The following is a 13,224-nucleotide window of genomic DNA, read 5'->3' on the forward strand; positions in this document are numbered from 1 at the left end:
AGCATCGATGTCACGACACGTATTGCTCCAGTAGGAATTCCAGCAGAATTTCTCAGGTCTGCTTGCTGTGAAGCAAAGAATGCACGGTATAAATACGAGGAGCCGTCGACTAGAATGAGAGGAGAGTTAGAGGATTGGCGCTGTTCGCTCATCAGGAGTATCCGGATTGGTTATTCTTTAAAGGAACAGATCATAGTCGATAAGCAGCGCCGCCAAAACCGACAAATAGGGAATAAAAATGAAAAAGTTGTTGTTAGCCGCATTCCTGCTGGCTGCGCCATTGGCTCAGGCTGAAGTTCCTCCACTGGTAGATGAAAATGAACCACAGATCACCATCCACCACGAAGATGACAAAACCTATTATGAGTACCGGGTTAACGGTCAGCTGAAAGAGATTAAGGTTGTGCCAAAAGATGGTAAGGAGTACTACCTAATTCCAGCTCCTGGTGAAGGTGAGTTTATTCGTCATGAAGAATCACAGATGCTGATCCCTAAATGGATCCTGTTCCGCTGGTAAAGAGAGACCACCTTGGCTGTATACACTCAACTGGACAATACCGATCTTGAGCAATTGCTTGCCGACTATGATCTCGGCAAACTGCACAATTATAAAGGTATTGAAGGTGGTATCGAGAATACCAACTATTTTGTCACACTAAATAACCAAAGCGTTCAAAGTGAGTATGTACTCACTCTGTTTGAAGAATTGAGTTACGAAGAGCTGCCCTATTTTATAGAGCTGTGTCAGTGGCTTCATGAACGAAACGTTGCAGTACCTTATGCGATAAAGGACTGTAACGGTATCGGTCTGAAGAAATTGAAGAACCGCCCTGCGGCTTTGCAACCTCGTTTCTATGGTGAGCACGTAGGTCAGACCGAATTAACTCCTGAACACTGCGCTGCCATCGGTAAAGTTCTAGGCGAATTTCACGTTGCGGCAGAAGATTTCTATATGCAACGCCAGGCTCATCGCGGCGTATTCTGGTGGCGCCGAGAAAGTGAACTGATTGCCGCTAAATTACCCGCGACTGATGCCCAAATGCTACATGAGGAAGTTGCCCGTTTTGACCAACTCCGTGAACACCCGGGCAACATCAAGATGGGCACTATTCATGGCGACCTGTTTCACGACAATGTACTGTTTCAGGGAACAGAAGTAAGCGCCGTACTTGATCTATACAATGCCGCTTCTGCATTCCTGCTATTTGATCTGGCGATTGTCGCCAATGACTGGTGCTGTAATCCAGATGGATCAATTGATAGTAAACGTGAACAGGCGTTGCTAAAAGCCTATGCAGAAGCGCGCCCGTTTACATCTGATGAGCACAAAGCCTGGCCTGTTCTGACCTGTACAGCGGCAATGAGATTCTGGCTCTCACGTCTGATTCCCTGGTTGGATGAGAACAGCGAGCAGAAACTGAAAGACCCTGATGAACTAAAGCAGATTCTGCTTTACCGTAGGAAAAATCCGAGCCAACTACCCGCCACTGAATAAGGCTTTTTAAGACAGCAGACATTAAAAAATCCCCATTCCGGGGATTTTTTATTACTGAAAGCAGTTATGCAAAAGGCTGATCCAAGCCCCGAGCCGATCGAGCTTCCATAAGCCTCTGCCGGGTGGAATTTAAATCGGCAACTAGACGATCACGATAGCTAGCAGAACTACGATCTTCTGCCTTCTTACTGGCTACAACGTCCCAACTACTCACGTCATACTGTTCAGATACAACCTTCACCAACTCCGCACTGTTACTGACAGCATTAATATCAATCTGACCTTTAACCAAAACAAATTCATCGCCTTCCTGACACGGTAGACGAGATTCCGCAAAATCTAACAAGTAGTCAGCCTGCTCTCGAGAGAAGCAGATGGGAAGTTCATACGTTTCGCGGAAAGTATCTAAACAAAATTGTCCTGAATGATCCCTTTTAATCAGTATGTAGGTGTCTTGTAGCATGAGAAAGTCCGTAGCTTAGTTATTATTAGCCTTATTCTTATCTATGGCCTTAGTCTTTAGTATTAAAACCAAAGTCGCATAATACCAAATATGATCAGAAAATCATCAATTAATATGTAAAGAATTTAACCAGCTTTGTAACAACCCATCCCGATCACTCCATTCATCTTCAATGCTAACCAAATGGCTCAACTCCCGTTATAATCCTCCACTGATTATTTATACAGTGACAAAAGTGCAGCTATGGACGTAACCCATATCATCGATTCCCTTAACGATGCTCAGCGAAGTGCAGTAACCGCTCCAGTGCAGAACCTATTGGTATTAGCCGGTGCAGGCTCAGGCAAAACAAGAGTGCTGGTTCATCGTATTGCCTGGTTGATTCAGACTGAGGGGATCTCCCCCTACTCGATTATGGCGGTTACTTTCACCAATAAAGCAGCCAAAGAGATGCGAAGCCGTATTGAAGAGCTGCTTGGCATCAACACACAGGGCATGTGGGTTGGTACGTTCCATGGTTTGGCGCATCGTCTACTACGTTCCCATTGGCAAGATGCTGGGCTGCCGGAAAACTTCCAGATAATGGACAGTGATGATCAACTCCGTTTGATCAAACGTCTGGCAAAAGAGATGGGATTGGATGATAAACGCTGGCCGGCTCGTCAGTTCCAGTGGTATATCAACGACCAGAAAGATAACGGCCTGCGCTCACAGCACATTGAACCACGTAACGACATTAATGAACGCCAGATGCTGTCGATGTATCAGGCTTATGAACAAGCTTGTGAACGTGGCGGCATGATCGATTTTGGTGAGCTATTACTGCGCTCACTAGAACTATTCCGTGATAAGAATCCTGCGCTTCTTGCCCACTATCAGGAACGCTTCCGCTATATTCTGGTGGACGAATTCCAGGACACCAACAGCATCCAGTACGGCTGGTTACAGCTGCTCTGTGGTGGGCAGCGTAAACTGATGGCCGTGGGTGACGATGATCAGTCGATCTATGGCTGGCGTGGCGCAAAAATCGAGAATATTCAAAATCTCCCGGAACACTTCCCCGGCACAGAAACCATTAAGCTGGAGCAAAACTATCGCTCCACAGAGACTATTCTAAAAGCCGCAAATGGCGTAATCCGCAATAATCAGGGACGTCTGGGAAAAGAGCTGTTTACTGAATCCAACGAAGGCGAACCTATATCACTCTATGCGGCTTTTAATGAACAGGATGAAGCACGCTTTATTGTTGATCAGATTGAGAAATGGGTGCGCGACGGAAGCCTTCGCCGCGAGAACGCAATTCTCTACCGCTCTAACGCCCAATCCCGTGTTCTTGAGGAAGCCCTGATTCGTAGCGGTGTACCTTATCGAATTTATGGTGGTCAACGCTTCTACGAACGCCTCGAGATTAAAAACGCTCTATCCTACCTGCGCTTGCTCAGCAACCGTGATGATGACACATCGATGGAGCGCGTAATCAATGTACCTACCCGCGGTATCGGTACACGCACCATTGAAATCATTCGTGAGCATGCCCGCAGTCAGGCTATTTCCATGTGGCGTGCGTCCAATGAGATCGTTGAGCTGAAAAAACTACCTGCTCGTGCATCCAATGCTCTGCAGGCGTTCCTCGATCTGATCAATCAGATGGGCCAGGACACTGAAGATACTCTGCTGCACGAACAGACAGAACATGTGATCCAGCACTCTGGCCTGATCGAACATCATAAAAAAGAGAAGGGTGAAAAAGCCCAGTCCCGTATCGAAAACCTTGAAGAACTGGTCACTGCGGCTAAGCAATTCAATAGTCAATGGGATGAATATCTGGATGAAGAGTTCAGTTCTCCACTGGCAGCATTTCTTGACCAGGCTGCGCTTGATGCTGGTGATGCTCAGGCAGACGAGTATCAGGACAGTGTTCAGCTGATGACTCTACACTCTGCGAAAGGTTTGGAATTCCCGCAGGTATTCCTAGCCGGTGTAGAAGAAGGTTTATTTCCGCACAAGATGTCCATAGAGGAACCAGGCCGTCTAGAAGAGGAACGTCGCCTTTGTTACGTGGGTATCACCCGTGCCATGCAAAAGCTGTTTATCACTTATGCTGAATCTCGCCGCCTGCACGGCCAGGATAACTACAATCGCCCTTCCCGTTTTATCAGCGAGATCCCAAGTGAATTAATGGAAGAGGTACGCCTCAACGCAAGTGTCAGCCGCCCGGTTACCAGCCGCTATAACGATAATCAGGGCAGCAGTTTATTCGGCAGCAGTTCACTAAGCAGCAGTGATGTGCCCGAAACAAATCTGGCACTGGGTCAGCGGGTTATGCACAGTAAATTCGGTGAAGGCACAGTCCTGAACTTTGAAGGATCAGGCGCGAAAGCACGGGTACAGGTAAACTTTGATTATGAAGGTTCAAAATGGTTGGTGGTTGGGTTCGCAAACCTACAGCCTATTTGATCAGCTTCTGCTCCCTAAACTGTTGAGGGGTACAACCTTCGAGGCGGCGAAAAAATTTAACAAAATTTGTCGCCTCGCTGAAGCCCAGATAAAAACCTATCTCAGCGACTGATGCATCACTGTGCACCAACATCCGTTTCGCCTCCAGTGAGACCCTACGATCAATCATAACCTTGGCAGAACAACCTTCTGCCCGTATCGATGCCCGGCTTAGCGTACTTTCAGCATAACCGAGACGTTTCGCATAAAACTTGAGTTGATGATGTTGCTTGTATTCCTCTTCCAATAGGACCTTAAACAAATAGTAAGTTCTTAAACTCCTATTTGAGAAAGAGCTATCCATGTTATTTTGGCTTAGCCCTCGAGCTATACGTAACAATAAGCCCAGCAACTCATGTCGGATCAGAGCAATATCCATAGGGCTTGAATCGAAATGCGTAAAATCCCGACGTATACGTTGTAGAGATTGCAGCAGATCCCTCCTGCTCCCCTGATCTATGCTCACCATATTTGGCCAATGCAGGAGAGATAACTCAGGCCTATTATCGAGAGACGATAAAGTCTCATTAGCGAGTGATGTCGGCTCAATCAGAATGACCTCCCCTTCCAGATCTGCATAGTCATACCATTCCTGAACCTGCCCCGGCCGGATAAAAATCAGATCTCCTTCGCACAAGGGGTACTCTACGAAATCAACAGCATGCTTACCCACACCTCCTGTCACGATAAACAACATATAGAACTCAACCCGTTCAGGCTGAGAAGGTAATTTTGCCTTCAGCGCAGAAAATCGAATCGGCTCGATGCCTAAGCATTGTAAGCGCTCATTTTCAAAACCTGTTTTCTTAATGGCAACCATAACCCAAACCTAACGCTCGATTTCTACCATCATAGTCAGGTAAGAAAACAACTGCCATACACTCATATAAAAGGGTACGAACAGCAATAATAGCTACCCTGTTATATAGTTAAGATTCTCGTCACCTGCTAAAGGCAGATTAATGTGATTACACAAGCCACCGCAGCGGTACTTTTTATTAGTTTATCTACGCATTTAACTGCTGCGGAGCAGATAACTGTACCTACCTATGATCAACAAAGAACCCCTCTTTCGATGCTTCAGGAAGGCAAAGCTAGAGGTATCTACCCTGACCTATTTCAAGCGATTCTCAAAGAGGCTGGATTGGCCCCCTCTCTCGTACCTATTCCGCCTTTAAGACGCAGAGTAGGGTTTGAAAATGGCGAGTTCGAGCTTTCATGTTGCGCTAACCCGGCGTGGCGAAAAAGGCCCTTAGAACAGGCAGTACAAATCTTCAGCAAACCTTTCTATTGGTCGAAGGATATATTCATTTTCCCAAGTGGCGCTGAATTTAAAATCGATAAATTGTCAGACCTGACCGACAAACGAGTCGCCACAATCAGGGGCTTTGATTACCGAGGAGCTCAGTACTTTGGGGAACGAATTAACTTTCATAACGAAAAAGCACTAATGCGAGCATTAGCATTGAAGCGGGCGGACGTTGGAATTATTAATCAGGAGATATTCCTGTCAGCGCCTGAAAAAATTCAACTCAGCATGGGACCTGTACATGATGAAGCGAGCCTGCATATCCGAATCCATCGTAAGCGGTTAGACCTAGTTGAGCCAATTAACCACGCTATCGAAAAGATCATACAAAGTGGTCAACGTGATAAAATCATCCAGAGGTATTTACCTAATAAATAAGCACTTTTCAGTTGTAGTATTCCGCTAATACCCTCTCATTTCTGCTACCTGCTACTGTGCTTCGAACCTATTGAAACAAGCCATCTCAATAATCGGAGCTAAAAAATGAACAATAAAAAAATTCTGATGATCACCGGTGATTTCACTGAAGATTACGAAACCATGGTGCCCTTCCAGACTCTATTAGCTGTAGGTCACTCTGTAGATGCGGTCTGCCCGGATAAAGCCAGCGGTGATACAGTTGCAACAGCTATCCACGACTTTGAAGGTGATCAGACCTATACCGAAAAACGTGGTCACAACTTCACCCTGAACGCGACTTTCGCAGATGTAAAAGCAGAAGAATATGATGCTCTGGTAATCCCTGGTGGTCGTGCTCCGGAATATCTACGTCTGAATCCAGAAGTGTTAGCAATGGTTCGTCACTTCTTTGCGGAAAACAAACCGGTTGCAGCCATCTGTCACGGTGCTCAATTGCTATCTGCAGCAGGTGTGCTTGAAGGTAAAAAATGTTCCGCCTACCCAGCCTGTATGCCAGAGGTAAATCAGTCTGGTGGTTTATATACTGAGATCGATATTGATGCGGCACTGACCGATGGTAATCTGGTCACAGCCCCAGCATGGCCTGCACATCCTGCATGGCTGTCCCAGTTTATGTCTCTACTCAATCAATAAGCAGAGATGTAATCAGGCTAAGGAACCTGCGAACAAGTCCTGAACGACTCAGGCTTACAGAGCGCTACAATATCAAGGCAACGATTACAAGCATACTGGTTGTACGCTGAAAATCGTTAACGAAGGGATTGGATCGCTCTGTAAGCCCCGAGGGGTGGACACTTAAACGACTTACTGCTTTGTCAGGCAGTTTGGAAAGGACTAGTCATTACACTGCCTTTCGCGCACTAGGTGCCCTTGAGGTATTAAGTCGTTTTATTGCCCACTGAGGAAGTCCAGGACTTATTCGCAGGTTCCCTAACGGCCATCCAGCCCAGCAGGTCGTTAGCCGCTATACTCAGTCCCTGGATATTATAAAGAGGTTGGTATGTGTAAACTTTTTATCGATGCAGATGCACAGCTGTGGAAGAGCAGTACCCGCTCCATCAGAATTGACGGTATGGTGACGAGTGTGCGGTTAGAAAACTATTTCTGGAGCACTTTAGAAAGTATTGCGCGGCGTGACCATATGAACATCCCGCAGATGCTGACTCGGCTTTACCATGAGTCGATTGATGCAGGACATGACCTTGGCAACTTTACCTCATTCCTCCGTGTTTGCTGTATGCGCTATCTGGCTCTACAACTCAGCGGAGATATCCCAATCAATGAGAAGGTAGCTATAGCAGAACTAGATGCTGACAGCATTTTGCAAAAAGAGATCGAATTACGTCACTAATGCGTGACTATAGGATTTCAGCAAAGCTGAAACTCCCCTTACCCGAATGTTTGATTTTATACATTGCCGTATCAGCAACTTTGATCAGCTGTTCCAGATCATCTCCGTGATCAGGACAAAACGCGATGCCAATACTGGCACTTATTCTTGCCTCAATATCGTCCTTGTCTTCACATTCGAAGATAAAAGGCTGTTCTAGCACATCAATCAGTTTTTGCGCGACCTCACCGGCATCCTCAGGTTTATTTACGCCTCCGAGCATAACTAAGAATTCATCACCTCCTATACGAGAAGCCTGATCCGCACGTCGGAGCTGCTGAGATATACGTGTAGCCGCATCGATTAATACCCGATCCCCTATCGGATGGCCCCAAGTATCATTGACCTTTTTAAATCCATCCAGATCAATAAAGAGCACTGCGACCTGATCACGATTTCTGATCGCATTGGCGAAGAACATCTCAGCATTCTCCAGCAGGAAATAGAGAGAAGGCAAACCGGTCAACGCATCATAGTGCGCCATGCGGCGCAGCTCACCCTGCACCTCTTCGGCTTTATCCAATGCCTGATGCAATTCGGTGACATCATATTCCGCCATAAGGATTAAGAACTCACCACTTAAAGGGTGCCTTGTAACCCGGATATCCAGCGTATGCTTTCGTAGCCCCTGAGTTGTGTGCATTAGATGGGTCCAGCGCCCTCCCTGTTGTTCGACTGCACGTGTGAGGCAACGCTGCCCCTCATCCGGATTATCAAATCGCAAACTAAAAGGGGAGTTTCCATCATTCTGAGGCAGGTGCTGGATGTGTTTGTAAGCTTCAGTTGCAGATGGGTTCTCTACAATAACCTGCCCATCAAAAGTAAAACTGGTAACCAATACAGTGGTGTAACGCATCGCCTCCACCAATAATAAGTTCTCCGGTGTCTCTCCCAGATTCACCTCTTCATTGATGTATGCAATGATGCCACGATGCTTCTCAGGACCCAGCAAGCAAGCACGATGGCGCATATATAGTGTTTTCGGTTTGCCATCAGGATAAGTGGTCCAGGGGTCGATAGTTAAACCATTCTTAGCCGCCAACTCGAAAGTTTGTACTGTTCGATCACGTGCTCCCTGCGTATCCCCTGAAAGATCTTTATTAATTAGTTCATCCAGAGTATTCAGTCCCCAAAAACTAATAGCCGCAGAATTGCCCCACCACCAGCCATGCTTATCAAGATCAAACACCCAGACAATATCGGGGATCAGCTCATACAACGCGAGTTCTTCATGAGTTTTGATATGTACCAGATGACTGTGCTCGGAAGACATACTTACTTTCCTAACCCTTTTACCCCAAAATATCTGACTTGATTTAATTAATCCACGTTACAGAATAGCCGCAAATCCACCGGCAGGTGTGAGTAGATGATAGGTTTAGGCCCCCACAACTTTTCCATCGCCATATATATAGCTAACAGGCCAGAGCTGGATGACTATCCGAGCCTTAACCGCCTACGGTCTATGGTGCCGGGTGAAATAGCTTACATTGCCCAGGAAACAGGTAACCATTGGCGGAAAGTATTCAACGTCAGTGCTAAATTTCTATTTCAGCTCTACTCAGAGGAAAAGAAGCCAAACCTTCCTGCTACATGGCAACGCTTGCGTGACTCAGACCTATTCCAATCACACGGTGATGCCGCTCTGCTTTTCTCCAAACCTGATCTTAGCAAACAAGAAATAATTCATATCGTGTGTGGTAAAACCTATGCGAACCAATTGGGGTTGGGAAGCTTGCACTGGGTAGACAATTACTTTGCGATTGATCCAGAAAACAAGCTGATCGTCTGCCCCTATCTCGATTATCGCCAGTTGAGTAATGCCAGAATAACTCAGCTATCAGGGTTAGTATCATCGTTGCGTTCATGATTCTACTGATTTCCCCTAAGAGTCTGAATGTTATGAGCTTTTAAGGTTTTGGTTAATCACACTTTGTTTTAAACAATAGAAGTCGAAGTATTTTAGGAACAAGAGTTAATACACTAGCCAAAGACGGGTATTACTGGTTTATAATGCAAGAAATTGGAGTATTACTTTCCCTATCAGCGTCTGACAGATTTAGGTCATTTCTTTAACCTGCTGATATTAAGATAAAAATAATAAGCTTGACTGAAGGTTTAATGGATTGCTTGCTAATGCCTAGATGCAGATGGAGTTCGTCAAAATACAAGCTACTGATTTCTACCCGGCTATTGTTTTATAAAGCCTGTATAACCTTTGTTTTTCTAGCTTCGCCCTCCGCTGCTGCTACTCTGGCAATCGTATATCCTGAGGTCCCTGCCCCATATAAACAGGTGTTTGATCAAATAATCGAGGGCATTGAAGCCAAGCACTTCGGTACATTGGTTAAATACCCGATTGACTCACCAGTTGCCCCGGACAGTTTGCTGCAAAAAATGGAGAGCGACCAGGTTGATATGGTTGTGACCTTAGGGCGAAGAGGACTTTCCTTCAACAAAATCTTAAAGAATAAATATCCTTTAGTTACGGGCGCATTGCCAATTAAACCCAATGGCATCTCTGGTGTGAGCTTGATTGCCAACCCAACCAACCTGTTTAAACAACTCCGTGAGCTTTCACCAGATACTCAGAGGATCCATGTTGTTTACACAGCAAAAACCCAGTGGCTAATAGATAAAGCCCAAACGTCTGCGCAGACTAATAAGCTTGAACTCATCTCTTATAAGGCTGCAGATATTCGGGAAGCCGTTAAGCATTATCAACAGATCCTAAAAACTGCCGATCAGAAAAAAGATTCTATATGGGTGCCGCTGGATTCCGTTACCGCCAATGAAAAGGTCATTCTGCCGCTGTTACTCAGGGAATCATGGGAAAATAACCTGGTCGTTTTTTCCAGCAAACCTGGGCACGTGAAACGCGGTTTCCTATTCACCCTTTTTCCTGACAGTTCTCAAGACGGTGTGCGACTGGCTGAGATGCTCAATTCAATGTTTCACGAAGGGGAAAAACCAGGGGTTCAACTTTCAGATTCTTTAAGGGTCGGCGTCAATTTGCGAACCGCATCTCATCTTGGATTGGAATACAGTTCGCAGTTGAAGAGTTCTTTTTACCAAACATTCCCTCAAAGTAATTATTAGAGAGGATAAGATGCGATTTCTGAGTCGTTACGAAAAACGCAGTATGTGGCGACAACTCCTGATTTTCTTGATAGTTGTTATCTGTCTGTTATCGCTCACCAGTTCGGTTACCTCTGTATGGACTTCTTACAACCAATCCAAGCAAGCCCTTAAGCAGAACTCTCTTAGGATCGCAGAAAATTTATCCCGGTTAAGTGTGCTGTCTCTGATTACAGCCAGCAAAGAAAATGCGCAGGAAGCCCTCTCACAGGTATTAGGTTTTAATGATGTGACAGGTGTAGTTATCTTTACCGACAATCAAAGCCCTCTTCTCTCCCAAGGGAATATCAACTGGGAGCCTACGGAACTTACCGAATGGTTTGCAACAGAGAATGCCAAGGTTGTCCGAGATACAGCCAATGCCTGGCTAATTGCTGCACCCGTCTTTCTGGACATTCAGACATCATCTGAATCCAATGGTGCCGATCAATTACTAATTGAACCCGAGGCCGCAAATTTACTTGGCTTTGTGGTATTGGAAGTCTCTAAACAATCGCTCCAACAACTTACTCAAAACCTGATCACTTATAACCTGATAACAACTTTAATCCTTTCAGTATTCTTTATCTGGCTGCTCTATAAGGTATTACAAAAGCTAACACGTCCAATTTTCCAACTTTCTCAAACCATGGACCTTGCTCAATCGTCTGGCGAACATACCTATGCCGTTGTTGAAGGCCCCAAAGAAGTTCGCAGTATGGCAAAAAGCTATAACGCCATGATGCGTGCTCTTGAGATACAAGAAGATGCACTCATTGCTCTCAACAGCGGTCTAGAATCTGAAGTTGAAGTTCGCACCCGAGAGCTTGTCTTGGCTCGTGATGCTGCACTGGTTGCAGCCAGATCAAAGTCAGAATTTCTGGCGAATATAAGCCATGAGTTACGCACACCACTTCAAGCTGTAACCGGTTACATCGAGCTGGTTATAGAAGAGCTTGAATTCCATCCCGAATTTGATGATCAGGTAGAAGACCTAAACTCAGCTTTGCAGTCATCTCAAAGACTCCTGCATCTGATCAATTCGATTCTCGATTTAGCGAAGTGTGAAGCAGGAAAGATGGATCTGATGATTCAGCAATGCTCTCTCACCTCATTATGCAAAGAGGTTGAAAGCACAATCCGCCCCTTAGCTTTGAAGCATAATAATCTCTTTTCCATTACTTATCCGGAGCAGGATTACAGGGTGGAACTGGATAAAGAAAAAGTGCAGCAGGTCCTGATAAATCTGTTATCCAATGCATGCAAATTTACTGAAAATGGCAAGATAGTACTCGTTTGTTCAATTGATGACCGTGAAATCATCTGGAAAGTATCGGATACAGGGAAAGGTATTCCCGCAGAACAACTGAACCAGATTTTCCTAAAGTTTGAGCAACTCGATGGCAGTGTAAAACGTAAACACAGTGGTACTGGCCTAGGATTAGCCATCTCCAAACATTTCGCTGAAATGATGGGAGGATCACTGTTAGTCAGCAGTGAAGAGGGTCAAGGAAGTACATTTACCTTTTGTATTAACAGGTTGGAATCCATTGACGATGTTCAAGCGGGTTAATATCTGATATTTATAACATTTTGTAGTCTTTAACAGGCCAGAAGAAAACAATTATGAAAAGCAGGCTAAGCGTCCTTCTAGTACTTCCTATGATGATGAGTTCAGGTGGTCTAACACATGCCGCTGAGGAAAACTCTTTTGAAGAAGGAAGTGAATTTGCTGACTTCTACGGGGAAGAAGCTTTCGTAAGTATTGCTACCGGTAGTAAAAAATCTATTGATAAGGCACCCGCTGTAGCGTCTGTGATTTCTGCAGAAGCCATTAAAGAATTGGGGGCCAGAACGCTTAACGAGGTACTGGAGAGCGTTCCCGGATTACATATCGCACCTTCGGCACTAAACCGTCTAAATCCTGTTTATTCAATCAGGGGAATTCATACCGGCTACAATTCCCAAGTGTTATTACTTATTGATGGTGTGCCTTTTCAGTATTCCCATTCAGGTAGCCGCCCCGAATTATTTAATCTTTCGGTTGCAGCAATTGAGCGGGTTGAAGTGATTCGGGGCCCCGGCTCAGCCGTTTATGGAGCTGACGCTTACTCAGGTGTTATCAATGTCATTACTAAAGATGCTCAGTCGATAGCAGGCACTGAAATGGGGGCTCGCGTTGGCTCCTTTGATTCTCGTGACCTATGGCTACAGCATGGTGATTCTTGGAATGATATGGAATTGCTCTTCAGCCTGTCCTACCAGCATACCAATGGGGATTCAGACCGAGTAATCGGCTCTGACCTTCAATCAACTCTGGATGGTGTTCTACTCACCGATGTATCCCTGGCGCCAGGAGCTTTATCTACAGGGAACGAACGCCTCGAAACAAGACTTGGCCTAAGCAATAAAAACTGGGAATTAAATCTCTGGAGTTGGATCAGTAATGATGGCGGTATAGGTGCGGGTGGAGCCCAGGCATTAGACCCCAAAGGGATCCAGAATGATGAAGTATATTTAGCTGACATCACCTA

14 protein-coding genes are annotated in these 13,224 nt (G+C 45.5%); 10 read left to right on the plus strand and 4 right to left on the minus strand.

Annotated elements, in window-relative coordinates:
• Positions 1-152 (minus strand): hypothetical protein (locus GY843_RS21035; protein WP_367183832.1); only part of this gene is annotated, 152 nt, incomplete at its 3' end.
• Positions 153-238: 86 nt separating this feature from the next.
• On the opposite strand from GY843_RS21035, the gene GY843_RS10480 reads away from it, so the two are divergent.
• Both GY843_RS10480 and GY843_RS10485 read left to right on the plus strand, forming a co-directional pair.
• Entirely contained in the window at positions 239-517 is a 279-nt protein-coding gene (locus GY843_RS10480) for a DUF2782 domain-containing protein (protein WP_297309294.1), read from the plus strand.
• Between the two features lie 12 nt (positions 518-529).
• Complete coding sequence (locus GY843_RS10485) at positions 530-1,495, plus strand: homoserine kinase (RefSeq protein WP_297309296.1); 966 nt, start codon at positions 530-532, stop codon at positions 1,493-1,495.
• Between the two features lie 64 nt (positions 1,496-1,559).
• On the opposite strand, the gene GY843_RS10490 is transcribed toward GY843_RS10485, so the two are convergent.
• Positions 1,560-1,958 carry a hypothetical protein gene (locus tag GY843_RS10490; protein ID WP_297309297.1) on the minus strand — a complete coding sequence of 133 codons (399 nt, stop codon included), beginning with the start codon at positions 1,956-1,958 and terminating at the stop codon, positions 1,560-1,562.
• Positions 1,959-2,201: 243 nt separating this feature from the next.
• Between GY843_RS10490 and uvrD the strand changes: the two genes are divergently transcribed.
• Positions 2,202-4,415, plus strand: coding sequence for a DNA helicase II (gene uvrD / locus GY843_RS10495; RefSeq protein WP_297309299.1), 2,214 nt, complete (start codon positions 2,202-2,204; stop codon positions 4,413-4,415).
• Here uvrD and GY843_RS10500 read toward each other — a convergent pair.
• Positions 4,408-5,274 (minus strand): helix-turn-helix domain-containing protein, encoded by an 867-nt coding sequence (locus GY843_RS10500; protein WP_297309301.1) that lies wholly within the window; start codon positions 5,272-5,274, stop codon positions 4,408-4,410. The two genes, uvrD and GY843_RS10500, sit on opposite strands and share 8 nt — an antisense overlap.
• Positions 5,275-5,418: 144 nt before the next feature.
• Between GY843_RS10500 and GY843_RS10505 the strand changes: the two genes are divergently transcribed.
• From GY843_RS10505 to GY843_RS10515, 3 genes are all read left to right on the plus strand, one after another.
• The gene (locus GY843_RS10505) at positions 5,419-6,141 is read left to right on the plus strand and encodes an ABC transporter substrate-binding protein (RefSeq protein WP_297309303.1); all 723 of its coding nucleotides are present in this window, start codon (positions 5,419-5,421) and stop codon (positions 6,139-6,141) included.
• A gap of 105 nt (positions 6,142-6,246) precedes the next feature.
• Positions 6,247-6,816 carry a DJ-1/PfpI family protein gene (locus GY843_RS10510; RefSeq protein WP_297309305.1) on the plus strand — a complete coding sequence of 190 codons (570 nt, stop codon included), beginning with the start codon at positions 6,247-6,249 and terminating at the stop codon, positions 6,814-6,816.
• A 367-nt stretch (positions 6,817-7,183) separates the two neighbouring features.
• Positions 7,184-7,534: a ribbon-helix-helix domain-containing protein gene (locus GY843_RS10515; protein ID WP_297309307.1), complete on the plus strand. Its 351-nt coding sequence runs from the start codon at positions 7,184-7,186 to the stop codon at positions 7,532-7,534.
• A gap of 7 nt (positions 7,535-7,541) precedes the next feature.
• Here the strand turns inward: GY843_RS10515 and GY843_RS10520 are convergent, their stop codons facing one another.
• Entirely contained in the window at positions 7,542-8,846 is a 1,305-nt protein-coding gene (locus GY843_RS10520) for a GGDEF domain-containing protein (protein ID WP_297309310.1), read from the minus strand.
• 96 nt (positions 8,847-8,942) lie between these two features.
• On the opposite strand from GY843_RS10520, the gene GY843_RS10525 reads away from it, so the two are divergent.
• The 4 genes from GY843_RS10525 to GY843_RS10540 all read left to right on the plus strand — a co-directional run.
• The gene (locus tag GY843_RS10525; RefSeq protein ID WP_297309312.1) at positions 8,943-9,443 is read left to right on the plus strand and encodes a hypothetical protein; all 501 of its coding nucleotides are present in this window, start codon (positions 8,943-8,945) and stop codon (positions 9,441-9,443) included.
• A gap of 236 nt (positions 9,444-9,679) precedes the next feature.
• Complete coding sequence (locus GY843_RS10530; RefSeq protein ID WP_297309313.1) at positions 9,680-10,672, plus strand: ABC transporter substrate binding protein; 993 nt, start codon at positions 9,680-9,682, stop codon at positions 10,670-10,672.
• 10 nt (positions 10,673-10,682) lie between these two features.
• Entirely contained in the window at positions 10,683-12,263 is a 1,581-nt protein-coding gene (locus tag GY843_RS10535) for an ATP-binding protein (protein WP_297309315.1), read from the plus strand.
• A gap of 53 nt (positions 12,264-12,316) precedes the next feature.
• Positions 12,317-13,224, plus strand: a 908-nt coding sequence (locus GY843_RS10540) for a TonB-dependent siderophore receptor (RefSeq protein WP_297309317.1), incomplete at its 3' end; no start/stop codon positions are given.

It is taken from the genome of Neptuniibacter sp. (assembly GCF_024231755.1).
Classification (GTDB): Bacteria; Pseudomonadota; Gammaproteobacteria; order Pseudomonadales; family Balneatricaceae; genus Neptuniibacter.

Coding starts and splice junctions, on each gene's coding strand:
- GY843_RS10480 (WP_297309294.1), top strand. CDS start 239: ATGAAAAAGTTGTTGTTAGCCGCATTCCTGCTGGCTGCGCCATTGGCT.
- GY843_RS10490 (WP_297309297.1), bottom strand. CDS start 1,958: ATGCTACAAGACACCTACATACTGATTAAAAGGGATCATTCAGGACAA.
- uvrD (WP_297309299.1), top strand. CDS start 2,202: ATGGACGTAACCCATATCATCGATTCCCTTAACGATGCTCAGCGAAGT.
- GY843_RS10500 (WP_297309301.1), bottom strand. CDS start 5,274: ATGGTTGCCATTAAGAAAACAGGTTTTGAAAATGAGCGCTTACAATGC.
- GY843_RS10510 (WP_297309305.1), top strand. CDS start 6,247: ATGAACAATAAAAAAATTCTGATGATCACCGGTGATTTCACTGAAGAT.
- GY843_RS10515 (WP_297309307.1), top strand. CDS start 7,184: ATGTGTAAACTTTTTATCGATGCAGATGCACAGCTGTGGAAGAGCAGT.
- GY843_RS10520 (WP_297309310.1), bottom strand. CDS start 8,846: ATGTCTTCCGAGCACAGTCATCTGGTACATATCAAAACTCATGAAGAA.
- GY843_RS10525 (WP_297309312.1), top strand. CDS start 8,943: ATGATAGGTTTAGGCCCCCACAACTTTTCCATCGCCATATATATAGCT.
- GY843_RS10535 (WP_297309315.1), top strand. CDS start 10,683: ATGCGATTTCTGAGTCGTTACGAAAAACGCAGTATGTGGCGACAACTC.